Source organism: Brachybacterium sp. HMSC06H03, from assembly GCF_001807385.1.
In the GTDB taxonomy this organism is placed as follows: Bacteria; Actinomycetota; Actinomycetes; order Actinomycetales; family Dermabacteraceae; genus Brachybacterium; species Brachybacterium conglomeratum.
The window spans coordinates 18,525-41,577 of sequence record NZ_KV788678.1 but is presented as its reverse complement, the minus strand read 5'-3'; the positions used below and the strand labels follow the sequence as shown (position 1 = coordinate 41,577).

Sequence of the window (23,053 nt, the reverse complement as noted above, 5' to 3'; positions counted from 1 at the left end):
CGCGGCGGTCGCGACGGAGGCCGTGGCGAGGGCCGTGGGCGCGGCGAGGGCCGTTCCCGGGGCGAGCGCCGCAGCCGGGACGAGGAGTCCCACGAGCAGACGGCCGACACCGAGAGCGGCGGCCGCACTCGTGGCGAGCAGGGCAGCGAGAAGCCCCGCCGCACCCGCTCGCGCTCCCGCACCCGCCGCGTGAACGGCGAGGTCGTCGCCGAGCAGAGCACCGGTGCCGAGTCCTCGTCGACCGGTCCCGAGGACAAAGGCTCCTCCTCCGAGTCGGCCGGCGGCTCCTCGAATCGTCGTCGTCGCTCGCGCGGCGGTCGCGGTCGCAGCCGCGGCGGTTCCTCGGACGGCGGTTCCTCGAACGGCAGCTCCGAGAGCTGAGCCCTCCGACCTGACCGACGGGCCCCGACACGATCGATCGTGTCGGGGCCCGTCGGCGTTGCAGTGCGCGTCATGTCCGAGCCGCGTTGGCCACGCGGGAAGGCACCGAGCGGCCCGGGCCGCCGCCGCGGTGCCGCGTCCGCTCACGGCCTGATGACGCGGGTCCCGCTCGTCGCGCGACGCTCGATCTCCGCGAGCACCGCCGGGTCGGTGAGGTTCTCGGCGAGCAGGTTCGGCTTGCCCGTGCCGTGGAAGTCGCTGCCGCCGGTGATCAGCAGGTCGTGCCGCTCGGCGAAGCTCTGCAACCGCTCCCGCTCCGCGTCGTCGTGCTCGCGGTGGTGCACCTCCACGCCGTCGAGCCCTGCCTCCACGAGCTCCTCGAGCAGCTCGACCGGCAGGTCGTCGTCGCGGGTGACCGAGCCGGGATGTGCGATCACGGAGACGCCGCCGGCCTCCCGGATCGCGGCGACCGCCTCGAGCGGGGAGGGCGCGTAGTAGGGCACGTAGTACGGGCCGGAGCCGCGCAGGATCTCCGCGAACGCCGCCGACCGGTCGGGCACCACCCCGGCCGCGACGAGGGCGTCGGCGATGTGGGGCCGGCCGATCACGGTCTCCTCCCCCGCCACCTGAGCGAGCACGTCGTCCCAGGTGACGGGGTGGTCGCGGCCGATCAGCTCGACCATCCGCCGGGCCCGCTCGATGCGGGAGGAGCGCGCCTCCGCCATCTCGGCGGCCAGCGCCGTGCCCTCGGAGGGGTCGACGAGCAGGGCCAGCAGGTGCACGCTGCGGTGCCCGTGCTCGGAGGAGACCTCGATCCCTGGCACGGCCGCGACACCGGTGGCGGCGACCGCGGCGGGCAGCTGCGGCCAGCCCTCGACGGTGTCGTGGTCGGTCAGGGCCAGCACGTCCAGCCCGACCGCCTGGGCTTGCGCGAAGAGGTCCGGCACCGACGTCGTCCCGTCCGAGCACGTGCTGTGCCCGTGGAGATCGATGCGCTGCCTCGCGCCGGAGTAGGACCGCTCACTCATGCGCCCAGGGTAGACCGAGGCGTGAGAACATCGTAGGGTGAGCACCGAGAACACCGACACCAGCACCGACGCCACCTCCAGCGAAGACCGGATGAAGGACCTCGCCTCCCGCGGTGACTCCCGCTCGCAGCGCCCCGACAGCGCGGCGTTCCGCGAGTTCATCGCCTCCGGCTGGGACGAGACGGTGCCGGACGCCGAGCGGCGCGAGTCCGCGGACTTCACGCCGGAGCGCCGTGACGCGCTGGTGCGCCGCCTGCCGGCGACGCGGCTGGTGCTGCCCGCCGGTGTGCTGAAGGTGCGCTCGAACGACACCGACTACCCCTTCCGCCCCGACACCGCCTTCGCGTACTACTCGGGGCTCGGCACCGACGAGGAGCCCGACAGCGTGCTCGTCGTCGAGCCGTCGGCGGAGGACCCCACGGCCTCCATCGCGACCTACTTCTTCCGGCCCCGCGCCGGCTTCGACTCCAGCGAGTTCTACGCCGACTCCCGCTACGGCGAGATGTGGGTGGGCCGCCGCCTCACCCTCACCGAGGCCTCCCAGCGGCTCGGGATCGAGGTGCGCCACATCGACGAGCTGCGCGACCACCTCGCCAAGGACGTCGGCGCCCAGCTGTCGCTGTCGGTCGTGCCCGAGGTCGACGCGTCGATCGAGGCGATGGTCCAGGAGATCCGCTCCCAGAACGGTCTGCCCGGCGGGGAGGAGGCCGCCGCCGAGAACGCCGCCCTGCGCGAGGCGGCCAGCGAGGCCCGGCTGGTCAAGGACGAGTACGAGGTGCGCCAGATGCGTCTGGCCGTCGAGGCGACTCTGCGCGGCTTCGAGGACGTCATCCGCAACCTCCCCCAGGCCGTCGGCCATCCTCGCGGCGAGCGGGTCATCGAGGGCGTCTTCGCGGCGACCGCCCGCGCCGACGGCAACGGCGTCGGCTACGACACGATCGCCGCGGCCGGCGACCACGCCTGCACCCTCCACTGGACCCGCAACGACGGCGCCGTGCGGCCCGATGAGCTGGTGCTCGTCGACGCGGGTGTCGAGATCGACTCGCTGTACACCGCTGACGTCACCCGCACCCTCCCCGTCTCGGGCACCTTCTCGCCCGTGCAGCGCAAGGTCTACGACGCGGTGCTCGAGGCCTCTGATGCAGCGTTCGCGGTCGCGCGCCCCGGGCTGCGCTTCCGCGAGCTGCACACCGCCGCGATGAAGGTCCTCGCCGCCCGCCTCGAGGAGTGGGGCCTGCTGCCCGGCACCGCCGAGGAGTCCCTCGCCCCCGAGGGCCAGTGGCACCGGCGCTGGATGCCGCACGGCACCAGTCACCACCTCGGCATGGATGTGCACGACTGCGCCCAGGCCCGCCGCGAGATGTATCTCGACGCGGAGCTGGTGCCCGGGATGGTCTTCACGATCGAGCCGGGCCTGTACTTCAAGGAGAACGACCTGCTGGTCCCCGAGGAGCTGCGCGGGATCGGCGTGCGCATCGAGGACGACGTCCTCGTCACCCAGGACGGGGTCGAGAACCTCTCCGCCGGAGCGCCCCGACGTGCCGAGGACGTCGAGGCCTGGATCGCCGAGCTGCGCTCGTGAGCACCTCCGCGCCGCCCCGCTTCTACGCCGCGAGGCTCGTCGGCACCTCCGTCTTCGACCCGATCGGGGACGCGGTGGCGACGGTCCGCGACGTGGTCGTGGTGCCGCAGACCCGCAGCAGCGCCCGCGCCGTCGGGTTCGTGGTCGAGGTCGCGGCGAAGCGGCGCGTGTTCCTGCCGATCACCCGGGTCACCTCCATCTCCCCCGGCCAGGTGATCTCCACCGGGGTGCTGAACGTGCGCCGCTTCGAGAAGCGCACCGGCGAGCTGCTGGTGCTCGGGGACCTGCTGGACCGGGTGGTGACCCTCTCCGACGGTTCCGGCGAGGCGACCGTGCTGGACATCGCCCTGGACCAGGACCGCCACCGCGACTGGACGATCTCGCGCCTGCATGTGCGCCGGCGCCGCGCGGGCGGGTCGCTGGGCCGGCTGGTCTCGCGCGGCGAGACGCTCACCGTCGACCTGCGCGAGGTGACGGGCCTGTTCGGCACGCAGGCGGAGCAGTCCGCCCACCTGCTCGCCGCCTCCTACCAGGACCTCAACCCCGCCGATCTCGCCGAGATCATCCAGGAGCTGGAGACCAAGCGCCGGATAGAGCTGGCCGGGGAGCTGGCCGACGAACGCCTCGCCGACGTGCTCGAGGAGCTGCCCGAGGACATCCGCGTCGAGGTCGTCACGGGCCTGGACGCCAAGCGCGCCGCCGACGTGCTGGACGTGATGGACCCCGACGACGCGGCGGACCTCGTCCAGGAGCTGCCCGATGAGGTCGCCTCCCAGCTGCTGAACCTGATGGAGCCCGAGGAGGCGGAGGACGTGCGCCGCCTGATGGCGTACGACGAGTACACCGCCGGCGGCATGATGACCACCGAGCCGCTGATCGTCTCGCCCGAGACGCCGGTGGCGCACTGCCTGGCGATGATCAGCCGCGAGGCGATCCACGCCGCGCTCGCCTCGACCGTGCACGTGTGCCGCTCCCCGCTCGAGACCCCGACCGGCCGCCTGCTCGGGATCGTGCACTTCCAGCAGCTGCTGCGGGAGCGGCCCGACCGTCCCGTCGGCGAGATCATCGACCAGGACCGGGTCGCCGTCTCCCCGACGGTGCCGCTGTCGACCGTGACCCGTGAGATGGCGACCTACAACCTCGTCTCCATCCCGGTGGTCGACGACGACGGACGCCTGCTCGGCGCGGTCACCGTCGACGACGTGCTCGACCACGTGCTGCCCGACGACTGGCGCGAGCAGGACGACGAGCCCCCCGCGACGACCGGGCAGATCGACCTGTCCGAGATCGCGCGGGCCACCGCGCGCGACAGCGGTGAGGAGGGCTGAGGATGGTGGAGAAGAACATCGACCCTCTCGACGACCCGGCGCCCCGTCGTCGCGGCCGCCTGCGCAACCCCCTGCGCGGCGACGCCTTCGGACGCGGTGCGGAGGGCTTCGCGCGCATGATGGGCACGCCCGCCTTCCTGGTGGGCATGACCCTTTTCTGCGCGGTGTGGCTGACCTGGAACTCGCTCGCCCCGGAGTCCGCGCAGTTCGACCCGCGCGCCCTGAACTTCACCCTGCTCACCCTGATCCTGTCGCTGCAGGCCTCCTACGCCGCTCCCCTGCTGCTGCTCGCGCAGAACCGGCAGGACGACCGCGACCGCGTCCAGGCCGAGCAGGACCGCCAGTCCAACGAGCGCAACCACGCCACCACCGACTTCATCACGCGCGAGATCGCCTCGCTGCGCCTCGCCCTCAACGACGTCGCCACGCGCGACTTCGTGCGCGGCGAGCTGCGCGACCTCCTCCAGGAGCTCGAGGAGGCCGGGCCGGAGACGGACCGCCCCGAGGCGCCCGCGCTGGACGACCAGAGCCTCCGCGCGATCCTGCGCGAGGAGGTCGAGGCGGCGCTCGAGCGCCGCACCGGGAAGGAGCAGGACCCCCAGTGACGACACCGGAGACGCCCGCCCAGGGCGCGACCGAGGCCCCCTCCGACGAGCGCGTGGAGCGCATCCATGAGGCGCTGAGCGGGGTCATCGACCCCGAGATCCATCGCCCCATCACCGAGCTCGGCATGGTCGGGGCCGTGGACGTGGACGCCGAGGGCATCGCCCGAGTGCACGTGCTCGTCACGATCGAGGGCTGCCCCATGCGGGACCGGATCGAGCGCGAGACCGCCGAGGCGACCGCGACCGTGCCGGGCCTGTCCCGCGTCGAGGTCACCACCTCCGCGATGACCGAGGAGCAGCGCCGCGAGCTCACGAACCGGCTCCGCCAGGGGCGCCGCCAGATCCCCTTCAACCAGCCAGGCTCCCTCACCCGCATCTATGCGATCTCCTCCGGCAAGGGCGGGGTGGGCAAGTCCACCGTCACCGCGAACCTCGCCGCCGCGATGGCGGCCGACGGGCTGCGCGTCGGCGTGATCGACGCGGACATCCACGGCTTCTCGATGCCGGGCATGTTCGGGATCACCGAGCAGCCCACGAAGGTCTCCGACCTGCTGATGCCGCCGGTCGGGCACGGCGTGGCCGTGATGAGCATCGGCATGTTCGTGCCCGAGGGGCAGGCCGTGGTGTGGCGCGGCCCGAAGATGCACCGCGCGATCGAGCAGTTCGCCTCCGACGTGTTCTGGGGCGACCTCGACGTGCTGCTGCTGGACCTCCCGCCCGGCACCGGCGACGTCGCGATCTCGGTCGCGCAGCTGCTGCCCGGCGCGAAGATGGTCGTGGTGACCACGCCCCAGCAGTCCGCCGCCTCCGTCGCCGAGCGGGTCGGCTCCCTCGCCGCCTCCACCGAGCAGGAGATCGCCGGGGTCGTGGAGAACATGGCGGGCCTGACCCTGCCCGACGGCTCCGTGATGGACGTCTTCGGCAGCGGCGGCGGCGACCGGGTCGCCGCGACCCTCGCCGAGGCCGTCGGCGAGCAGGTGCCGGTGCTGGGCCGCGTGGGCCTGGACCCGGCGCTGCGCGAGGGCGCGGACCGGGGCGTGCCGCTGGTGGTCTCCGATCCCGACTCCCCCACCGCGCAGGCGCTCACGGCCGTGGCGCGCTCGCTGACGCGGTCCCCGCGGGGCCTGGGCGGGATGAAGCTGCCGCTGTCGGTCGCGCGGCGCTGAGCCGTCCAAAACATCACACGGAGTCCCGTCGCGCCCCCATGCCGTCGGGCATCGACGTCGAGGCCGGACGCTCAGCGGCGCCGGCCGGCGAGCGCGTGGCTCAGGTGGCCTCGTCGTCGAAGGGTGCCCGCTTCGGGCCCTCGTCCTTCGCGGCCGAGCCCGAGCGCTTCTTCGCGCCCTTCGCGGCGCCCGCCGCGGCCGCGCCGCCGGCCACGGACATGGCCTCCTTGCTGGGCAGCAGCTCCTCGATGTCGGTGTCGCCCCAGGCCTCGCGGATGATGCGGCGCGGATCGTACTGGCGCGGGTCGTACTTCTTGAGGTCCTCGATGGCGATGCCCATCTCGTCCTCGACCGTCGAGCGCGAGTCGTCCACCCAGCGGCGCGCCTTGCGCACCCACTGGACCAGCGAACGGGTGACCTCGGGCAGCCGCTGCGGGCCCACGATCACGAGGAACACGATGAGCAGGACGACGATCTCCCACCCGCCGAGGCCCATAAAGCCGGTGCCGCCCATTGTCCACCTAAACGTCTCGAGGTCCGCTGCTGCGGGCCCATTATTGCATCGCGCCCCCGGGGAACGGCGCACGGACTGCGCGTCGCCCGCGCGGCTGTCGTAGGATCGGCCCGTTCACAGGCATGCGGCGAGAGGAAGCGGAGATGTCGTCGGGAAAGGTGGCCTCCTGGGCCCACGGCGAGGAGTTCGTCGACGAGGCGGACCTCTTCGCCGACGACGGCGTCCTGGCCCGCGCCCGCGAGCGCGGCAACGAGCTCGGCGCGCCGCCCGTGCTGCCGGGAGCGGGCGCGCTGATGCGCCTGCTCGCCGCGGCGGTGCAGGCCCGCTCCGCGGTCGAGATCGGCACCGGCAGCGGCGTCGGCTCCCTGTACCTGCTCGCCGGGATGCACCCCGACGGGGTGCTCACCACGATCGATCCCGAGGTCGAGAACCAGCGCGCGGCGCGCGAGGCGTTCGCCGAGGCGCGGATCCGCACGCCGCGCGTGCGGACCATCGCCGGTCAGCCGCGCGACGTCGTCGGCCGGCTCACCGATCACGCCTACGACCTGGTCGCCTTCCCCGCCCACGCCCCGCACGCGGAGGAGCTGCTCGAGCACGCCCGGCGCCTGCTGCGCCCGGGCGGCGTGCTGGTCATCCCCCACGCGCTCTTCCACGACCGGGTCGCGGACCCGGCCGCGCGCGATGCCACCACCCGGGCGGTGCGGGGCCTGCTCCGCGCGGTCTCCGAGGCGGAGGACCTCGTCCCCGCGCTCACCGGCAGCGGCGACGGCGTGCTCGCCGCGGTGCACCGCCCCCGCCGGGGCTGAGAGCCGGCGCTCCGACAGCATCGGCCCCGCACCCGTCCAGCGGGTGCGGGGCCGATGCCGGCGGCGAGCTGCTTACTCGATCACGCCCTCCAGGGCGTCCCGCAGCTCCACGGCTTCCGATGCGGCGATCTCGACGACCAGACGGCCGCCCCCCTCGAGCGGGACCCGCATGATGATGCTGCGCCCCTCCTCCACGACCTCGAGCGGACCGTCACCGGTGCGCGGCTTCATAGCAGCCATGGCGTGCCTCCTAGATGTGTCGCTGCCCCTGAGTCGCTCCCCCGGACGGGGCCTCTGGCAGCGCGCGTACGGTGGCCATTATCTCAGGTCTTCGGGAGTGCTCGCACGCCGCGTCCGACGAGTCGTCCGACGAGGCCTCTGCGGAAGCCCGATCCCGCCGCCCAGGCGGCCCGTCGCCACACCCACCATGAGCACCGCGACCACGAGCGCCACCAGCAGCAGGAGCAGCACCATCGGGCCGACGGCGGTCACGAGGCGTCCACGACCTCGTCCTGCGCGGAGGTGCGGTTTTCCCCCGCCGCCGGCCCCTCGTCGTCGCCGCGGATCGCCTCGCCGAGCGCGGCCAGGGCCTCCTCGGCGGTCTCCACCACGCGCACGAGGTCCAGGTCGGCCAGGCTGATCATCCCGCGGTCCACGACCGCCGAGCTCACCCAGTCCAGCAGGCCCTGCCAGTAGTCGCGGCCCACCAGGATCACGGGGAACATGTCGATCTTGTGGGTCTGCATCAGGCACAGCGCCTCGAACAGCTCGTCGAAGGTGCCGAAGCCGCCGGGCATCACCACGAAGCCGCTGGAGTACTTCACGAACATGGTCTTGCGCGCGAAGAAGTAGCGGAAGTCGACGCCGAGGTCGACGTAGGGGTTCAGCCCCTGCTCGTGCGGCAGCTCGATGCCGAGGCCGACGGAGACGCCGCCCGCCTCCTGCGCCCCGCGGTTGGCGGCCTCCATGATGCCGGGGCCGCCGCCGGTGATCACGGCATAGCCGCGCTCGGCGATGCCCGCGCCGATCCGCCGCGCGCACTCGTAATCGGGGTGTCCCTCGCCGAGTCGTGCGGAGCCGAAGATCGAGATCGCCGGGCCCAGCTCGGACAGCGCCCCGAAGCCCTCGACGAACTCCGACTGGATCCGCAGCACCCGCCACGGATCGGAGTGCACCCAGGCTCCCGAGGCGGACTCCTCGAGCAGACGCTGGTCGGTGGTGCGGTCGGGCCGCTGGGCGCCGCGCAGCGTGACGGGGCCCTTGCGGTGGTGCTCTCGTTCCTCCGGTGTCATGCCGCGATCGTAACGGCCCGGGCTGGCGGGCGTCGGACCGCCGGGCTCAGGCCCCCAGCAGGAATCGCCGCAGCCCCTCGAGCGCGCGGGCGAGGTCGTCGACCGGGACGTGCTCGTCGTCGGTATGGGCCAGCAGCGGGTCGCCGGGCCCGAAGTTCACCGCCGGGGTGCCGAGGGCCGAGAAGCGGGAGACGTCTGTCCATCCCTGCTTCGCGGCCAGGGGGACCTCTCCCCCGAGCGCGGCGAGGAAGTCGCGGGCGGCGGCGGTGTCCAGGCCCGGCAGGGCGCCGGGCGCCGCGTCGGTCACCTCGATCTCGAGGTCCAGGCCCGCGAGGACCTCGCGCACGTGCGCCTCGGCCTGCTCGACGCTGGTGTCCGGGGCGAAGCGGTAGTTCAGGGTGACGCTCGCCCGGTCGGGGATCACGTTCCCGGCGATCCCGCCGGTGATCGCGACGGCGTTGAGGCACTCGCGGTACTCGAGCCCGTCGATCACCGCGCGGCGCGCCTCATAGGCGGCGAGCCGCTCGAGCACCGGGGCGAGGTGGTGGATCGCGTTCTCTCCCACCCAGTCGCGGGCGGAGTGCGCGGCGACGCCGCGGGCGGTGACCTCGAGCTTCATGGTGCCCTTGCAGCCGCCCTCGACCCCGGCGGAGGTGGGCTCCCCGAGGATCGCGAAGTCGGCCTCGAGGAGTTCGGGGTGTTCGGCGGCGAGGCGGGTGAGGGAGTTGTCGGCCGCGGCGACCTCCTCGTGGTCGTAGAACAGCCAGGTGAGGTCCATCGGCGCGTCGGCCGCCTCGACGGCGAGCTTCAGCATCACCGCGACCCCGCCCTTCATGTCGCAGCTGCCGCGGCCGACGAGCTCCTCGCGGTCCTCGCGGAGACGCCTCGAGGAGGGGAGGTTCGCGGCGACCGGGACGGTGTCGAGATGGCCGGCCAGCAGCACGCGCCGGTCCCGACCGTGATGGGTGCGGGCGATGACGGTGTCCCCGTCGCGCAGCACCTCGAGGTGCGGGGCGTGCGTGCGCAGCGCCTGCTCGACGGCGTCGGCGAGCGCCTGCTCGTTCCCGGAGACCGACTCGATGTCGACGATCGCGGCGGTGAGGTCGACGATGTCGGCCGACGGGTCCAGGGCGGGGGCGGTGCGCGTGCTCATGGGCGCCATCGTGCCACGCCCGGGTGGCGGCTCATTCCGCGGCGAGCGCTCCCCCGGCTCGGGCGAGGCGCACCGCGACCGCCTCGGCATGGCGCAGCAGCTGCGGGGAGGTGCCCGGCTCGGCGGTGATCGCGGAGCCCGGCTGGGCGGTGGAGACGGGGACTCCCACGAGCAGGCGCCGCTCGTAGACGGTGTCGTCGGTGCCGATCGGGGCGTAGAGCCCGTCGACCGCGATGGAGCCGGTGAGCATGCGGCGGCGGGAGCCGCGGGAGGCCCAGTGGTCCTTCTGCGCCTCGCCGCGCTCGCGCCAGGCGCCGAGCAGGGCGGAGCGGTAGGCCGGCAGGTCCACGGGCGGCAGATGCGCCTCGAGCACCCCGTCGCACAGGGTCACGGGCCCGTCCCCGCCGCGCACCGCGAAGCGTCCCGCCTCCTCGTCGATGTCCAGGTGCATGCGCGGGCCGGTGAAGCGCACCAGCCCCGCCGCCTCGAGCGCGAGCACCTGCCGGGCGCGCAGCACGGGCGGGCCCGAGGCCCAGGAGGCGAAGGCGTTGCGGAGGTGGCCGTCGATGTCGCGGCGCACCGACTCGGTGGTGTACGCGCCGAGGTCGATGAGGCGGTTGACCTGCATCCGCAGCGCGATGAGCACTCGGTGGATCAGCACCCAGGCGGGATCGGGCGCGGTCGCGGCGGCGAGCGCGGAGGCGAGCACCTCGCGGGTGCGACGGTGGGCGTCGGCGCTGTCCCCGCCGCGGCGGCCGAAGGGGAACAGCAGGCGGATCAGCGCCTCGTCGCTCGCGAGCTCGGCGTGCCCGGCCCCGCGCAGGGCGCGGCGCAGCTCGGCGAGCATCAGCGGCATCACCTCCCCCTCGTGGTCCACGCCGGCCGAGCGCACCGCGAGCTCGAGGACGCGCTCGCTGGTGAGGACCTGCAGCGGGTAGGGGCTCAGCTGCTCCTGCGGCAGGTCGGGCTTGGGGCGGTAGACCATGCCGGAGCGGGAGCCGATCACGAGCACGGGCTCGGCGCCGCCGGGCACGTAGCGCAGCCCCGCCTGCGTCTCCGGGGCCTCCTCGAAGCGTCCGCCCGCGGCGGTGGTGAGCATCCCGATCGCGTCGTAGAAGTTCAGGCCCATCCCCTGCACGGCGACCGCCTCGCGGCCGAGCAGGGCGGCGTAGTCGACCTCGAGCGGGTTGGCGGGGCCGAGGTGGACCAGGCCGTGCCGCTCGGCGGCGTCGGCCAGCTGCTGGGAGCGGGGGCCGAGCGCGGTGGGCAGGTGGCCGAGCGCGAGCGCGACCGCGTCGGCGCGCAGCACCCGACCGTCCGAGAGGCGGATCCGCTGGGGTCCGTCGGCCGGGCCGGTGACGTCCACGGCCTCGGCGGGGTGCAGCACGATCCGCAGCCGCTCTGGGTCCGCGTCGGCGAGCGCGGTCTCGAGCACGTGCGCGAGATAGCGGCCGTGCGCGGCGCGGGAGGCGAAGTCGGAGGGGCCGAGCCCCTCCGCTGCCAGGTGGTCGGCGAGGCTCTCGCGGTGCGGGACGGGCAGCAGCGGATGGCAGGACTCGTCCGGGTACAGGGTGGTCTGGCAGGTGGTGGTGTTCATGAGCAGCACCTCGGGCTGGTCATGGCGCCACACGGCCCCGCCGCGCCCCACCTGCGGGTCGACCAGGTGCACGGTCAGCGGCCCCTGCCACGCCTCGGTGGTCGACGCCGCGACCAGCCGCTCCACGATCGCGGTGCCCCGGGGGCCCGCCCCGATGACGACGACGGTGCGGACAGGGTCGGCGGCGTGGATCATCCCCCCAGTATGCGGCGCGGCGCGGAGCCTTCGGTCCGTGCGCGCCGTCTGGGACCATGTCCCCATGTCGTCGACGTCGCCGAGACACCTTCCGCCGCGCGCGAGCTCCGGACCCCTCACCGGGAACCTCTTCGGTCAGGCCGCGCGGCTGCGCGCGGTGGTCAACGCCGATCTGCTGCCGCGTGAGCGCGCCGCGGCGGATGCGCTCGTGCTCACCGCCTGGCTCAATGCCGCCCAGCGCGAGCGCTATGCGCCCTCCCTCCGCGCCCCGGGCTCCGTCGAGGAGTTCGCCGAGCGCCTGGCCGACGAGCGCCGCGTGGTGCTCGAGGAGGGCGCGGGCCCGGTCGCGGACGAGGTCGGCGCCGCGGACGAGGCGGAGCGAGGAGCACGGCAGATCCCGCTGCGGCTCCTCGAGGGGGCGCTGCTGCTCGGCGCGCTCGTCTGCGTGGTGCTCACCGTGCTGCGGAGCCTGGACGCCGCGGATCTCCCCGGGCACCTGGCCGCGGAGGCGGGTCCGCTGCTCGGCGGGATGCTGGCGTGCCTGGTGCTCGCCGCGGTCGTCGGCGCGGTCGCGACGCGCCGCCGGGACCGGGCGCTGCTGGACTGGGCGGTCTCCCGTCCCGGTCAGCTGGGGCGCGGGCTGCCGCTGCGCAGGCCGCTGCAGGGCGAGTCCGCGGGGCCGGTGGTCCTCGGATCCCTGGGCCCGGCTCTCCTGCTCGGCGCGGGAGTCCTCGCGATCGTCGCCGGCGCCGCGGTGCTGCTGCTCTCGCTCATGCTGCGCGCCGAGATCGTCGCGACCGAGCAGGCCCCGGCGCTGCTGATCGGCGGGGTCATCGCCCTGGTCGCCGCGACCGCGGCGGTGTACCTCGGCGGGCGGCGCCGGGAGCGGAGGGCGCGACGGGTGCGGGCGAGCGAATGGATCGGACCGTCACCTCTGGACGAGGAGCCGCCGGCGGTGTGAGCCGTGGCGCGGCTGCTCATTCCTCGGCGGCCAGGCCCTGCTCGTCGGCGTAGCGCTCCCATCCCGCGGCGACGGGCACCCTGCGCAGGTCGCGGGAGAGCAGTGCACACAACGCGCCGAGTGCAGTGACAGTGGCGAAGAGCCACATGGTGGGTCGCGGGCCGACCAGCTCGAGCCCCCACCCGGCGAGCATCGGCCCGAGCGGCATCAGCCCCATGGTCACGACCCCCATGAGCGCACCGAGGCGGCCCTGCATCCCGACCGGCGTGATGTGCATGAAGAATCCTTGCGTCCCGGCGTTCAGCGGTGCGAGACCGAGGCCCATGAACGCGTAGGCGAGAGCGATCCACGCCATCCCGGGCGCGAAGGGAATAAGAGCCCCGAGCACGGCGAGCACGAGCACCGGGAGGAGCGTGAGGACACCCGTGGGCACCGCGTCCACCAGCCGCGGAGCGGCGAGGGCCCCCGCGAGGATCGCCGCGGCGAGCACTGTGTTCAGCAAGCCGAGACGAGCGGCGGGCACTCCGTCCGCGGCGAGCGCGAGCAGCACTGTCAGGATCAGCCCGTTGCTCCCGAGATTCACCGCCACGGCAACCCCCATCAGCTGCAGCCGGATCGGCTGCGAGAGGGACCAGGTGACCGCCGCCCGGAGGTCGTCCCTCACCCGGGTGGGGGCGGCGTCCCCCGCGCGAGGTCGGTAGCGTCCGCGCATCGAGAGCGTCGCGAGGAGGGAGCCCGCGTTGCCGAGAAACTGTGCCAGCGGCGGGAAGAGGATCGACAGTCCCAGCAGAGCTCCACCGAGAGGGCCGGCGGCCATCTCGACCGCGGCCTCCCGTCCTTCGTTGACGGAGAAGGCGCGCGCGAGCAGGGCGGGTGGGACGATCTGCTTGAGCATGGCGTTCGAGGCACTGCCCAGCAGTCCGGCGCGCAGCCGGTCGACGAAGGCGAGCACGGCGAGGGCGAGAAGGCTTCCCCCGCCGAGCGCGAGGACGGTGATCAGCACGGCTTGTACGAGCATCCCGGTCGCCGCGGCGAGCAGGCGGAGTCGACGCCTCTCGCAGCGGTCGGCGAGCAGCCCCCCGGGGACGAGGCCGGCCAGGGCGCCGATCCCCTGCACGAGGCCGACGAGGCCCGTCGCTCCGAGGGATCCGGTGACCTGGAGCGTGATGAGCGGGAAGGCGAAGGCACCGATGCCGGCGCCGAGGTCGAGGCAAAGGTCGCCGAGGAGCCAACGACGGTACTCGGAGTTCCTCCGAAGTGAGGTCTCGGCGGCGTCGTCAAGGGTCTTCATGGATCGCATCGTAGATCCGCACGACACATTGCGCACTATCTATTGCACAATGTTCTGTGCGCATGGTCTGGTGCGAAAGGAGGTGTGTTCCTACACTGCCCGCATGGACGACGTGGAGAACGAGCGCGGGCGGCGAACAGGCGAGACCTCGGCTGATCGCAGGGCGAGCGTCACGCAGTCACTCGACGGCGACGCTTCGTCGGCCGAGCACGCGAGCCGCGATCAGCTGCGGGCGATGGCCCATCCCCTGCGCCTGGAGCTGATGGAACGGATTGGCCGCCGGGGCACGGCCCGTGCAACGGATCTCGCCGCGGATCTGGGGATCCCTGCGAACTCAGTGAGCTATCACCTGCGGATCCTCGCCCGCGGAGGCGTGATCGAGGAGGCGCCGGAGGCGGCGCGGGACCGTCGGGACCGGGTGTGGCGCCTCTCGCAGCTCTCCTACTACTTCGGGCGCGAGGAGGGGACCGTCTCCGACGACGGGACGGCTTCGGCCACGGAGTACTCCGCGGCCTCCGATGCCGCCTCCCTCGCCGTCTTAGACTGGATGCGGGCGGCATGGTCCGCGGAGCTCGCACGTCCCGAGGGCCGGAACCCGCTCTCCGAGGAGGGGTCGGGGAACCTGTTCGCGACCACGGTCCGTCTGACAGAAGCGGAGATGCAGGAGGTGCACGGGGCAGTATCGGAGATCCTGCAAAAGGCCAGGGTCCGCCACCGCGACGAGTCCGGTGCGGATCTGCCCGACCCGATCGACGGAGACGAGACGCACACGTATCAAGTGCTGTGGGCCGCTGTCAGCCAGCAGCCCCCCGCCCCTCACTCCGGCACGGAGTAGCCCCTCTCCCGGGCGTGACGCTCCCAGCGGGACGGGTGGCAGGCGGCGCAGGTCGCGGGCGAGCAGACCGATCACCACGCCGAGCGCGAGCACCGCGGCGAAGAGCAGCAGCGTGGTCGTGCTGCCGGCGATCTCGAGGCCCCAGCCGGCGAGCGCGGGCGCGAAGGTCATCACGCCGAGGGACACCAGACGCATCAGCGAGCTGATCCGGCCCTGCATCGCCACCGGCGTGATGTGGGTGAAGAACCCCTGCCCGGAGGCGTTGAAGGCGGGCAGGCCGATCCCGATCGCCGTGTAGCACAGCCCGATCCACACCGTCGAGGGCGCCACGGGCAGCAGCACGCCGACCAGGGCCATCAGGGCGACGGGCGCGATCGCGAGCGCTCCCGTCGGCACCGTGTCCACCAGGCGCGGGGCGAGGAAGGCGCCGAGCAGGATCGAGGCGGCCAGCGCCGTGTTCAGCAGGCCGAGGCGGGAGGCGGGCACCCCCTGGTCCGCGAGGTCCAGCATCACCGTGAACAGCAGTCCGTTGGCGCCGAGGTTCACGGCGGAGGAGACGGCGAGCATCTGCAGCCGGATCGGCTGGGTGCGGATCCAGGCGAACGCCTCGCGGAGGTCGTCGACCGCCTTCGTGGGCGGGGAGCCCTCGGCCCTCGGCCGGTAGCGTCCGCGCATGCTCAGCGTCGCGAGGACCGAGCCGACGTACCCCAGCAGGTGCACGAGCGGCGGGAACACGATCGACAGTCCCAGCAGCGCACCGCCCACGGGCCCGGAGGCCATCTCGACCGCGGCCTCGCGGCCCTGGTTCACCGACACGGCCCGCGGCAGCTGCGTCACGGGCACGATCTGCTTGAGCATGGCGTTGGAGGCGCTGCCCAGCGCCGTCTCCCGCAGACGGTCCAGGAAGGCGAGCGAGGCCAGCAGCACGGGACCGGCCCATCCGCCCAGCAGCACCATGACCAGTGCGAGCTGGACGACCGCGCCGGTGATCCCGGCGAGCAGGCGCAACCGGCGACGCTCGATCCGGTCGGCGAGCAGGCCGCCGGGGATGAGGCCCCGCGTGCGCGTCGTCGCCGTCGGTCATCCACTCACCGCTCCCCCGGACGTCGCGGTCCCTCCCGCTCGGGGCGTCCTCGTGCCCCGCGGTGTGCTCTTCGCCGCGCCCGGGCGGGCGCATGCTCCCCTGCTGGGTCAGGATTCGTAGACTCGGCCCATGACATCCTCGACATCCGAGTCCTCCGTCACCGCCGCCTGGGGCATCGCCCTCACGACACTCGCGGCCGACGGTTCCGTCCTCGATGCATGGTACCCCTCGCCGCAGCTCGGCGAGGCTCCCGCTGACCCCGCCGGCCATCCCCTCCACGCGCAGCTGGCCGCCGCCGCGCAGACCGACGAGGTGCGCGGCACCACCCAGGAGGTCGTGGTCCGCGCGATCGACCTGACGGCCGCCCCGGCCGATGCCGCCGACGCCTACCTGCGCCTCCACCTCCTCTCCCACCGCCTGGTCCGCCCGAACGAGCAGAACCTCGAGGGACTCTTCGGCACCCTCACCAACGTCGTGTGGACCACCGAGGGGCCCTGCGCGGTCGCCGGCTTCGAGGAGACGCGCCTGCGCTTGCGCGCCGCGGGCCGCACCCCGACGGTCCTCTCGGTGGACAAGTTCCCGCGCATGGTCGACTACGTGCTGCCCGCCGGCGTGCGCATCGGCGACGCGGATCGCGTGCGGCTCGGCGCGCATCTCGCCGAGGGCACCACCGTGATGCACGAGGGCTTCGTGAACTTCAATGCCGGCACCCTCGGCGCCTCGATGATCGAGGGCCGCATCTCCCAGGGCGTCGTGGTCGGGGACGGCTCCGACGTGGGCGGCGGCGCCTCCACCATGGGCACCCTCTCCGGCGGCGGCACCGAGCGCGTCAGCATCGGCCGACGCTCCCTCGTCGGTGCCGAGGCCGGGATCGGCATCGCCCTCGGGGACGACTGCGTGGTCGAGGCGGGGCTGTACGTCACCGCCGGCACGAAGGTCGAGCTGCTCGGCGAGCCCGGCGCCGAGGCCCAGGGCCCGCACGTGGTGAAGGCGCGGGAGCTCTCCGGGGTGCCGAACCTGCTCTTCCGCCGCAACTCGCTGACCGGCGCGGTGCAGGCGGTGGCCCGCGCGGGCCAGACCGTCGAGCTCAACGCCGCCCTGCACAGCAACTGAGACGAAGCATCTGAGGGACGGAGGACCGCGAGGGTGGCAGCAGGCTCCCGTGCGCGCGGCCGCATCGGCCGTCACCTCGCGGTCCCTCTGGTCATGGTGCTGGTCTTCGGCGGAATCGCGGGCGGCAGCTATCTCGCCCTGGAGCGCTACGGCTCCCCCGCCCACGAGGGCACCTGCGTCGCCTCGGGGCTCGGCACCAGCCACCGCTACACCACCGATCGGGTCGCGAACGCGGCGCTGATCAGCGCGACGGCGGTGGATCGGGGCATGCCGCCGCGGGCGGCGTCGATCGCGCTGGCGACCGCGTACCAGGAGTCGCAGCTGCAGAACATCGACTACGGCGACCGGGACTCGCTGGGCCTGTTCCAGCAGCGGCCCTCGCAGGGCTGGGGCACCGAGGAGCAGATCATGGACCCGGTCTACGCCTCCAACGCCTTCTTCGACGTGCTCGAGACCTACCCCGACTACACCAGCGCCGACATCAACGACATCGCCCAGCAGGTGCAGCGCTCCGGGCATCCCGAGGCGTATCGCGACCACGAGACCGAGGGTCGGCTGTACGCCTCGGCCCTCACCGGCCAGTCCGGCGCGAACCTGCTGTGCACCCTCGACGAGGTCGGTGCGACCGCCTCCCCCGAGCAGCTGCGCGGCGAGCTCGCGCGGCAGTTCCCCCGCGCGATGGAGTCCGGGCGCATCACCGCCTCGCTCGACTCCGCCACCGGGGCCGCGCCGCAGGTGCCTGAGGGCGCGGGCGCGACGGCGCTCGTGCTCGACCCGGGCGGCGACGAGTCGCTGGGCTGGTCGCTCGCGAACTGGGCCGTGGCCCGTGCGGCCGACGACGGGGTGGTGCAGGTCAGCTACCGCGGCAGGGTCTGGGACCGCACCGCCCACGGCGAGGAGGCCGGAGCCTGGGGCAGCGCCGAGGGCGGCGCTCCCGAGCGGGTGGTCGTGCTGGTCAGCGGGCGCTGAGCGCCGCGCATCAGGACCCGGCGCACTGAGCGCTCGCCCCGGTCCGACGCTCGCTCGGGCTCAGTGCACGGTGAGGCCGCGGGCGCGGAACTGCCCGCGCACCCGCTCGACGATCTCCGTGGACGGCGGCAGCGCGTCCCGCAGCCGGTACTGCGTCCCGAGCGCGTCCCACTTGTCCTGGCCCATGTTGTGGAAGGGCAGCACCTCGACCCGCTCGACCACGTCCCGCCAGCGCTCGACGATGTCCGCGACCTTCTCGACGTTCTCCGCCGCGTCGGTCCACTCCGGCACGACTACGAAGCGGATCCAGATCGCGATGCCGGCGCGGGCGAGCCGGTCGCCGAAGTCGATCGTGGGCTGCAGCTCCCGGCCGGTGAGGCGCTTGTAGCTCGCCTCGTCGCCGCTCTTGACGTCCAGCAGCACGAGGTCGACGTCGGCGAGCAGCTCGTCCTTCGCGACCGCGCCGAGATACCCGGAGGTGTCGATCGCGGTGTGGATGCCGAGCTCCTTCGCGGTGCGCAGCACGTTGCGGGCGAAGGCGGGCTGCATGAGCACCTCGCCGCCGGAGAGCGTGATCCCGCCACCGGTCGCGCGGAACACGCGGCGGTAGCGGCGCAGGAGCCGCTCGATCTCCTCGAGCTCGACGTCCTGGCCGCGCCGCATCTCCATGGTGTCGGGGTTGTGGCAGTAGACGCAGCGCAGCGGGCAGCCCGCGAAGAAGATGGTGAGCCGTGTGCCGGGGCCGTCGACCGCGGTGACCAGCTCCCAGGAGTGGACCGAGGCGAGGCGGCCCTCCCGGATCGCGGCGAGGCGGCCGCTGCGGTCCAGCTCCGCCTCGGCCATCCCGTCGATCCCCGCACCGGCCCGCCGGTTCTCGACGGGCCGGCCCAGCAGGTCGATGCTCTGCGTCATCTGCGCTCCCGTCCCTGTGGTCCCTGCGCGTCCCGTGCCGATGCGCCGCTCAGGCGCCCTGGTGGAACGTGCGGTCCAGGACGTCCAGCTGCTGCTCGCGGGTGAGCTTGACGAAGTTCACCGCGTAGCCGGAGACGCGCACGGTGAGGTTCGGGTAGTCCTCCGGGTTCTCCATCGCGTCGACGAGGGTGTCCTTGTTCAGCACGTTGATGTTGGCGTGGAACAGGCCGGTCTCGGCGTTGTTCGCGGCCCGGCTCGCCGTCATGGAGGCGAGGCGCTGGTCGAAGGTGGGGGTGGTCATGGGGTTCTCCTCGGGGTGTACGGTGCGGGTTCGGGGGTGGAGGGGCTGGTCCGGCGGGGCCGCCGGGTGCCGGCCGGCCGACGGGCCACGTCGGCCGGCCGGTGCGAGGCTCACTCGTCGTCGATCATGAAGCCGGCGTCGAGGATCCCGACGAGGTTCGTCACCTGCTCGTCCTTGGTGCGGCCGAGCCCCTGCGGGGTGATCGTGTTGGTCAGCGAGATGCCGTCCAGGGCGTCCTCGTAGTCGAGCTTGCCGACCGAGAGCATGGAGGCGACCATGCCGTGGGTGTCGGCGCCGTTCTCCGGGTTCGCGCCCGGGGAGAAGGGGGTGCCGGCCCGGTGCCCGGAGGGGAAGGAGCCGGTCGCCTTCCCGTAGACGACGTTCGAGGTGATCGTCAGGACCGACTGGGTCGGGATGGCGTCGCGGTACATCGGGATCGCCTTGATCTTCTGCATCACGGTGTGCACGATCGTCGCCGCGATGTCGTCGGCGCGGTCGTCGTCGTTCCCGTAGCGGGGGAACTCCCCCTCGGTCACGTAGTCGACGACCAGGCCGGTCTCGTCCCGCACCGGGGTCACCGTGGCGTAGCGGATCGCGGAGAGGGAGTCCGCGACGATCGACAGGCCCGCGATGCCGCAGCCCATGGTGCGCACGATCTCGCTGTCGTGCAGCGCCATCTCGATCGACTCGTAGGCGTAGCGGTCGTGGCTGTAGTGGATGATGTTCAGCGCCTCGACGTAGGTGCCCACCACCCAGTCGAGCATCTCCTCGTAGCGCTGCCAGACCTCGTCGAAGTCCAGCGGGCCCTCGCCCGTGATCGGGGTGTGCAGCCCGGGCTCGGTGACCTGCTTCCCGGTGACCTCGTCGCGGCCGCCGTTGATCGCGTAGAGCAGCGCCTTGGCGGCGTTGACGCGGGCGCCGAAGAACTGCATCTGCTTGCCCACCCGCATCGGGGAGACGCAGCAGGCGATCGCGGCGTCGTCGCCCCAGCGCTCACGGATCTGCGCGTCGGACTCGTACTGGATCGAGGAGGTCTCGATCGAGATCGCGGAGCAGAACTCCTTGTAGCCCTCGGGCAGCTCCGGGTCCCAGAAGATCGTGATGTTCGGCTCCGGGGCGGGGCCGAGGTTCCGCAGGGTCTGCAGCAGGCGGAAGGAGGTCCTGGTGACCAGCGGCCGGCCGTCCTCGGCGAAGCCGGCATCGGACCAGGTCGCCCAGTAGGGGTCGCCGGAGAAGATCTGGTCGTAGTCGACGGTGCGCAGGAAGCGGACGATCCGCAGCTTGATCACGAGCGCGTCGATGATCTCCTGCGCCTCGGACTCGGTGAGGGTGCCGGCGGCGAGGTCCCGTTGGATGTACACGTCCAGGAAGCCCGAGAGGCGGCCGATGGACATCGCGGCGCCGTCCTGGCTCTTCACCGAGGCGAGATAGGCCATGTAGGTCCACTGCACGGCCTCCTGTGCGGTCGCGGCCGGGCGGCGCAGGTCCAGCTCGTAGATCTCGCCGAGCCGCACGAGCTTCGCCAGCGCCTTGATCTGCTCGGCGTGCTCCTCCCGATAGCGCGCCCAGTGCTCGGAGAACCCCTGGTCCGCGATGGCGTCCTTCGCGGCCTTCTTCTCGGCGATCAGGAAGTCCGCGCCGTAGAGGGCGAGGCGGCGGTAGTCGCCGATGATGCGACCGCGGCCGTAGGCGTCGGGCAGGCCGGTGATGATGTGGCTGGAGCGGGCGGCGCGGATCCGCGGGGTGTAGATGTCGAAGACGCCGTCGTTGTGGGTCTTGCGGTGCTTGGTGAAGATCTCCTTGATCCGCGGATCGGGCTCCTTGCCCGCCTCCCGGATCGCGGTCTCGACCATCCGCCAGCCACCGTTGGGCATCATGGCGCGCTTGAGCGGCACGTCGGTCTGGAGGCCGACGATCACGTCGTCGTCCTCGCTGATGTACCCGGCGGGGAAGGCGTCGATGTCGGCGGGGGTCTCGGTGTCGACGTCGTAGACGCGCCGCCTGCGCTCCTCCGAGAGGTAGGTGCGCTCGAGGTGGTCCCAGAGACGGAGGGTCTTCTCGGTGGGGCCGGCGAGGAAGGAGGCGTCGCCCGAGTAGGGGGTGTAGTTGCGCAGGATGAAGTCGCGCACGTCGATCGTCTCCTGCCACGGGCCGGGGGCGAACCCGGCCCAGGCGTCGCCCGGGGCGGTCGCGGCGGCGGGACGGTCGGTGGTGGCGGTGCTCATGGCGGCTCCTGTTCGCGGCGCGGGCCCGCGGCGCGGGGCCCTTCGTGGATGACTCCACGCTAGGCACCGCCGAGGCCCCCGACCGGGGTCGAAGGTCCCCGCACGATCCGAGCCGGCCCGCCGCAGGACGTCGGTCCATCGCCGCCGGGACCAAGGGCCTGCCGACCGCGGCATCGAGCCCGCCGGACGGAGCACCGGACCTGCCGGACGCGACAGCGGGCCCGAGCGACGCGGCGGGGTTCCCGCCTGACACGACCCCGCCGGCATGACGGAGGGCCCGCACGATCGGTGATCGCACGGGCCCTCGCGGGTCCTCAGGACGGTGCCGACGGGCCGCCGGAGCGCTCAGCTGCGCTGCTTGTCCATCTCCGCCTTCAGCTCCGCGAGGCGCAGCTCGCTGGTGCCGGTGCGGTCCTGCATCGCGGTGTACGGGCGCTCGGCCTCGCCGGTGTAGATCTGGCGCGGGCGGCCGATCTTCGTCTCCGGGTCGTGGATCATCTCCTGCCACTGGGCGATCCAGCCCGGGAGGCGGCCGATGGCGAAGAGCACCGTGAACATCTCGGTGGGGAAGCCGATGGCCTTGTAGATGATGCCGGTGTAGAAGTCGACGTTCGGGTAGAGCTTGCGCTCGACGAAGTAGTCGTCCTTCAGCGCGATCTCCTCGAGCTTCATCGCGAGCTCGAGCCGCTCGTCCTGCACGCCGAGGCGCTCGAGGACGTCGTCGGCGATCTTCTTGACGATGCGGGCGCGGGGATCGTAGTTCTTGTACACCCGGTGGCCGAAGCCCATCAGGCGGATCCCGTCCTCCTTGTTCTTCACCTTCTCCATGAAGTCGCGGGGATCCATGTCGCGGGCCTGGATCTCGTCGAGCATCTCCATCACGGCGGCGTTCGCGCCGCCGTGGGCGGGGCCGGAGAGGGCGCCGATGCCGGCGGAGATCGAGGTGAACAGGTTCGCCTGCGCGGAGCCGACCAGGCGCACCGCGGAGGTGGAGCAGTTCTGCTCGTGGTCGGCGTGGAGGATCAGCAGCTGCTCCATCGCGCGCACGATCACCGGGTCCGCGATGAACTCCTCGACCGGGAAGCCGAAGGTCAGGCGCAGGAAGTTCTCGATGAGGGAGAGCCGGTTGTCGGGGTAGAGCAGCGCATGGCCCTGCGCGATGCGGTGCGCGTAGGCGGCCATCGTCGGCATCTTCGCCAGCAGGCGCACGGAGGAGATCCGCACCTGCTCCTCGTCGAAGGGGTCCAGGGAGTCCTGGTAGAAGGTCGACAGGCCCGACACCCCGGCCTGCAGCACCGCCATCGGGTGGGCGTCGCGCGGGTAGCCGTCGAAGAGGTGCTTGAAGCGCTCGTCGAGCAGGGTGCGGCGCTCGACCTGGGCCTCGAAGTTGTCGAGCTGGCCCTTGGTGGGCAGCTCGCCGTTGATCAGGAGGTAGGCCACCTCGAGGTAGCTGGACTTCTCCGCGAGCTGCTCGATGGGGTAGCCGCGGTAGCGCAGGATGCCCTCGTCGCCGTCGATGTAGGTGATCGAGGACTTCGCGTTCGCGGTGTTCATGAAGCCGGGGTCGTAGGTGACCTGGCCGGTCTCCTTGCGGAGCGGACCGATCGTGATGCCGGAGTTGCCCTCCACGGCAGGGACGACCGGAAGGTCGAGGGACTTCTCCCCGAGGGTGAGGTGGGCAGACGTCGTGGCGTGATCCATGGGCTCTCCGTTGT

General features: G+C 72.7%; 20 protein-coding genes and 2 pseudogenes. 10 read left to right on the top strand and 12 right to left on the bottom strand.

The annotated features are described in order from the left end of the window. Positions 1-381 (top strand): annotated as a pseudogene (locus HMPREF3159_RS02855) (ATP-dependent helicase); the annotation flags it as partial. Between the two features lie 143 nt (positions 382-524). Here the strand turns inward: HMPREF3159_RS02855 and HMPREF3159_RS02850 are convergent. Beyond that, positions 525-1,409: a PHP domain-containing protein gene (locus tag HMPREF3159_RS02850; RefSeq protein WP_070499581.1), complete on the bottom strand. Its 885-nt coding sequence runs from the start codon at positions 1,407-1,409 to the stop codon at positions 525-527. Between the two features lie 37 nt (positions 1,410-1,446). On the opposite strand from HMPREF3159_RS02850, the gene HMPREF3159_RS02845 reads away from it, so the two are divergent. The 4 genes from HMPREF3159_RS02845 to HMPREF3159_RS02830 are packed head-to-tail and all read left to right on the top strand — an operon-like array spanning position 1,447 to position 6,090. Next, positions 1,447-2,991 (top strand): aminopeptidase P family protein, encoded by a 1,545-nt coding sequence (locus tag HMPREF3159_RS02845; RefSeq protein ID WP_070499580.1) that lies wholly within the window; start codon positions 1,447-1,449, stop codon positions 2,989-2,991. After that, positions 2,988-4,319, top strand: a complete 1,332-nt coding sequence (locus tag HMPREF3159_RS02840; RefSeq protein ID WP_070499579.1) for a magnesium transporter MgtE N-terminal domain-containing protein — start codon at positions 2,988-2,990, stop codon at positions 4,317-4,319. The genes HMPREF3159_RS02845 and HMPREF3159_RS02840 overlap by 4 nt, the downstream gene beginning before the upstream one ends. A gap of 2 nt (positions 4,320-4,321) precedes the next feature. Further along, on the top strand, positions 4,322-4,924 hold the full coding sequence (locus HMPREF3159_RS02835; protein WP_070499578.1) for a DUF1003 domain-containing protein: 603 nt from the start codon (positions 4,322-4,324) through the stop codon (positions 4,922-4,924). Continuing rightward, positions 4,921-6,090, top strand: coding sequence for a P-loop NTPase (locus tag HMPREF3159_RS02830; protein WP_083305760.1), 1,170 nt, complete (start codon positions 4,921-4,923; stop codon positions 6,088-6,090). Before HMPREF3159_RS02835 ends, HMPREF3159_RS02830 begins: the two co-directional genes overlap by 4 nt. 100 nt (positions 6,091-6,190) lie before the next feature. On the opposite strand, the gene HMPREF3159_RS02825 is transcribed toward HMPREF3159_RS02830, so the two are convergent. Continuing rightward, a complete protein-coding gene (locus HMPREF3159_RS02825; protein WP_010551469.1) occupies positions 6,191-6,604 on the bottom strand; it encodes a twin-arginine translocase TatA/TatE family subunit in 414 nt (137 codons plus the stop codon). 143 nt (positions 6,605-6,747) lie between these two features. On the opposite strand from HMPREF3159_RS02825, the gene HMPREF3159_RS02820 reads away from it, so the two are divergent. Further along, positions 6,748-7,410, top strand: a complete 663-nt coding sequence (locus HMPREF3159_RS02820) for an O-methyltransferase (RefSeq protein WP_070499577.1) — start codon at positions 6,748-6,750, stop codon at positions 7,408-7,410. Positions 7,411-7,482: 72 nt separating this feature from the next. Here HMPREF3159_RS02820 and HMPREF3159_RS02815 read toward each other — a convergent pair whose 3' ends face one another. The 4 genes from HMPREF3159_RS02815 to HMPREF3159_RS02800 form a co-directional block, all read right to left on the bottom strand. Further along, complete coding sequence (locus HMPREF3159_RS02815) at positions 7,483-7,650, bottom strand: DUF3117 domain-containing protein (protein WP_070499576.1); 168 nt, start codon at positions 7,648-7,650, stop codon at positions 7,483-7,485. A gap of 248 nt (positions 7,651-7,898) precedes the next feature. Then, positions 7,899-8,702, bottom strand: coding sequence for an LOG family protein (locus HMPREF3159_RS02810; RefSeq protein ID WP_070499575.1), 804 nt, complete (start codon positions 8,700-8,702; stop codon positions 7,899-7,901). A 46-nt stretch (positions 8,703-8,748) separates the two neighbouring features. Next, entirely contained in the window at positions 8,749-9,855 is a 1,107-nt protein-coding gene (gene dapE / locus HMPREF3159_RS02805) for a succinyl-diaminopimelate desuccinylase (RefSeq protein WP_070499574.1), read from the bottom strand. A 31-nt stretch (positions 9,856-9,886) separates the two neighbouring features. Beyond that, entirely contained in the window at positions 9,887-11,647 is a 1,761-nt protein-coding gene (locus HMPREF3159_RS02800) for an FAD/NAD(P)-binding protein (RefSeq protein WP_070499573.1), read from the bottom strand. Positions 11,648-11,711: 64 nt separating this feature from the next. Here HMPREF3159_RS02800 and HMPREF3159_RS02795 point away from each other — a divergent pair, with 64 nt between their 5' ends. Beyond that, a complete protein-coding gene (locus tag HMPREF3159_RS02795; RefSeq protein ID WP_246821439.1) occupies positions 11,712-12,608 on the top strand; it encodes a hypothetical protein in 897 nt (298 codons plus the stop codon). Positions 12,609-12,624: 16 nt separating this feature from the next. Here the strand turns inward: HMPREF3159_RS02795 and HMPREF3159_RS02790 are convergent, their stop codons facing one another. After that, positions 12,625-13,899 (bottom strand): MFS transporter, encoded by a 1,275-nt coding sequence (locus tag HMPREF3159_RS02790; protein WP_070499571.1) that lies wholly within the window; start codon positions 13,897-13,899, stop codon positions 12,625-12,627. On the opposite strand from HMPREF3159_RS02790, the pseudogene HMPREF3159_RS18160 reads away from it, so the two are divergent. Continuing rightward, a pseudogene (locus HMPREF3159_RS18160) lies at positions 13,799-14,272 on the top strand (winged helix-turn-helix domain-containing protein); the annotation flags it as partial. The gene HMPREF3159_RS02790 and the pseudogene HMPREF3159_RS18160 sit on opposite strands and share 101 nt — an antisense overlap. 165 nt (positions 14,273-14,437) lie before the next feature. On the opposite strand, the gene HMPREF3159_RS02785 reads toward HMPREF3159_RS18160, so the two are convergent. Then, entirely contained in the window at positions 14,438-15,772 is a 1,335-nt protein-coding gene (locus tag HMPREF3159_RS02785) for an MFS transporter (protein WP_371441688.1), read from the bottom strand. Between the two features lie 175 nt (positions 15,773-15,947). On the opposite strand from HMPREF3159_RS02785, the gene dapD reads away from it, so the two are divergent. Together dapD and HMPREF3159_RS02775 are read left to right on the top strand one after the other, a co-directional pair. Further along, positions 15,948-16,931: a 2,3,4,5-tetrahydropyridine-2,6-dicarboxylate N-succinyltransferase gene (gene dapD, locus HMPREF3159_RS02780; RefSeq protein WP_070499569.1), complete on the top strand. Its 984-nt coding sequence runs from the start codon at positions 15,948-15,950 to the stop codon at positions 16,929-16,931. Positions 16,932-16,964: 33 nt separating this feature from the next. Next, positions 16,965-17,900, top strand: a complete 936-nt coding sequence (locus HMPREF3159_RS02775) for a hypothetical protein (protein ID WP_083305757.1) — start codon at positions 16,965-16,967, stop codon at positions 17,898-17,900. Positions 17,901-17,960: 60 nt separating this feature from the next. Here HMPREF3159_RS02775 and pflA read toward each other — a convergent pair whose 3' ends face one another. The 4 genes from pflA to HMPREF3159_RS02755 form a co-directional block, all read right to left on the bottom strand. After that, positions 17,961-18,812: a pyruvate formate-lyase-activating protein gene (pflA, locus tag HMPREF3159_RS02770; protein ID WP_070499568.1), complete on the bottom strand. Its 852-nt coding sequence runs from the start codon at positions 18,810-18,812 to the stop codon at positions 17,961-17,963. Positions 18,813-18,861: 49 nt separating this feature from the next. Next, positions 18,862-19,113 (bottom strand): autonomous glycyl radical cofactor GrcA2, encoded by a 252-nt coding sequence (grcA2, locus tag HMPREF3159_RS02765; RefSeq protein WP_062949332.1) that lies wholly within the window; start codon positions 19,111-19,113, stop codon positions 18,862-18,864. 110 nt (positions 19,114-19,223) lie between these two features. Further along, a complete protein-coding gene (locus tag HMPREF3159_RS02760) occupies positions 19,224-21,338 on the bottom strand; it encodes a pyruvate formate lyase family protein (RefSeq protein ID WP_070499567.1) in 2,115 nt (704 codons plus the stop codon). Positions 21,339-21,683: 345 nt separating this feature from the next. Beyond that, complete coding sequence (locus HMPREF3159_RS02755; RefSeq protein WP_070499566.1) at positions 21,684-23,039, bottom strand: citrate synthase; 1,356 nt, start codon at positions 23,037-23,039, stop codon at positions 21,684-21,686. Positions 23,040-23,053: the final 14 nt, after the last annotated feature.

Coding starts and splice junctions, on each gene's coding strand:
- HMPREF3159_RS02850 (WP_070499581.1), bottom strand. CDS start 1,409: ATGAGTGAGCGGTCCTACTCCGGCGCGAGGCAGCGCATCGATCTCCAC.
- HMPREF3159_RS02835 (WP_070499578.1), top strand. CDS start 4,322: ATGGTGGAGAAGAACATCGACCCTCTCGACGACCCGGCGCCCCGTCGT.
- HMPREF3159_RS02825 (WP_010551469.1), bottom strand. CDS start 6,604: ATGGGCGGCACCGGCTTTATGGGCCTCGGCGGGTGGGAGATCGTCGTC.
- HMPREF3159_RS02820 (WP_070499577.1), top strand. CDS start 6,748: ATGTCGTCGGGAAAGGTGGCCTCCTGGGCCCACGGCGAGGAGTTCGTC.
- HMPREF3159_RS02815 (WP_070499576.1), bottom strand. CDS start 7,650: ATGGCTGCTATGAAGCCGCGCACCGGTGACGGTCCGCTCGAGGTCGTG.
- HMPREF3159_RS02810 (WP_070499575.1), bottom strand. CDS start 8,702: ATGACACCGGAGGAACGAGAGCACCACCGCAAGGGCCCCGTCACGCTG.
- dapE (WP_070499574.1), bottom strand. CDS start 9,855: ATGAGCACGCGCACCGCCCCCGCCCTGGACCCGTCGGCCGACATCGTC.
- HMPREF3159_RS02800 (WP_070499573.1), bottom strand. CDS start 11,647: ATGATCCACGCCGCCGACCCTGTCCGCACCGTCGTCGTCATCGGGGCG.
- HMPREF3159_RS02795 (WP_246821439.1), top strand. CDS start 11,712: ATGTCGTCGACGTCGCCGAGACACCTTCCGCCGCGCGCGAGCTCCGGA.
- HMPREF3159_RS02790 (WP_070499571.1), bottom strand. CDS start 13,899: ATGAAGACCCTTGACGACGCCGCCGAGACCTCACTTCGGAGGAACTCC.
- dapD (WP_070499569.1), top strand. CDS start 15,948: ATGACATCCTCGACATCCGAGTCCTCCGTCACCGCCGCCTGGGGCATC.
- pflA (WP_070499568.1), bottom strand. CDS start 18,812: ATGACGCAGAGCATCGACCTGCTGGGCCGGCCCGTCGAGAACCGGCGG.
- grcA2 (WP_062949332.1), bottom strand. CDS start 19,113: ATGACCACCCCCACCTTCGACCAGCGCCTCGCCTCCATGACGGCGAGC.
- HMPREF3159_RS02760 (WP_070499567.1), bottom strand. CDS start 21,338: ATGAGCACCGCCACCACCGACCGTCCCGCCGCCGCGACCGCCCCGGGC.
- HMPREF3159_RS02755 (WP_070499566.1), bottom strand. CDS start 23,039: ATGGATCACGCCACGACGTCTGCCCACCTCACCCTCGGGGAGAAGTCC.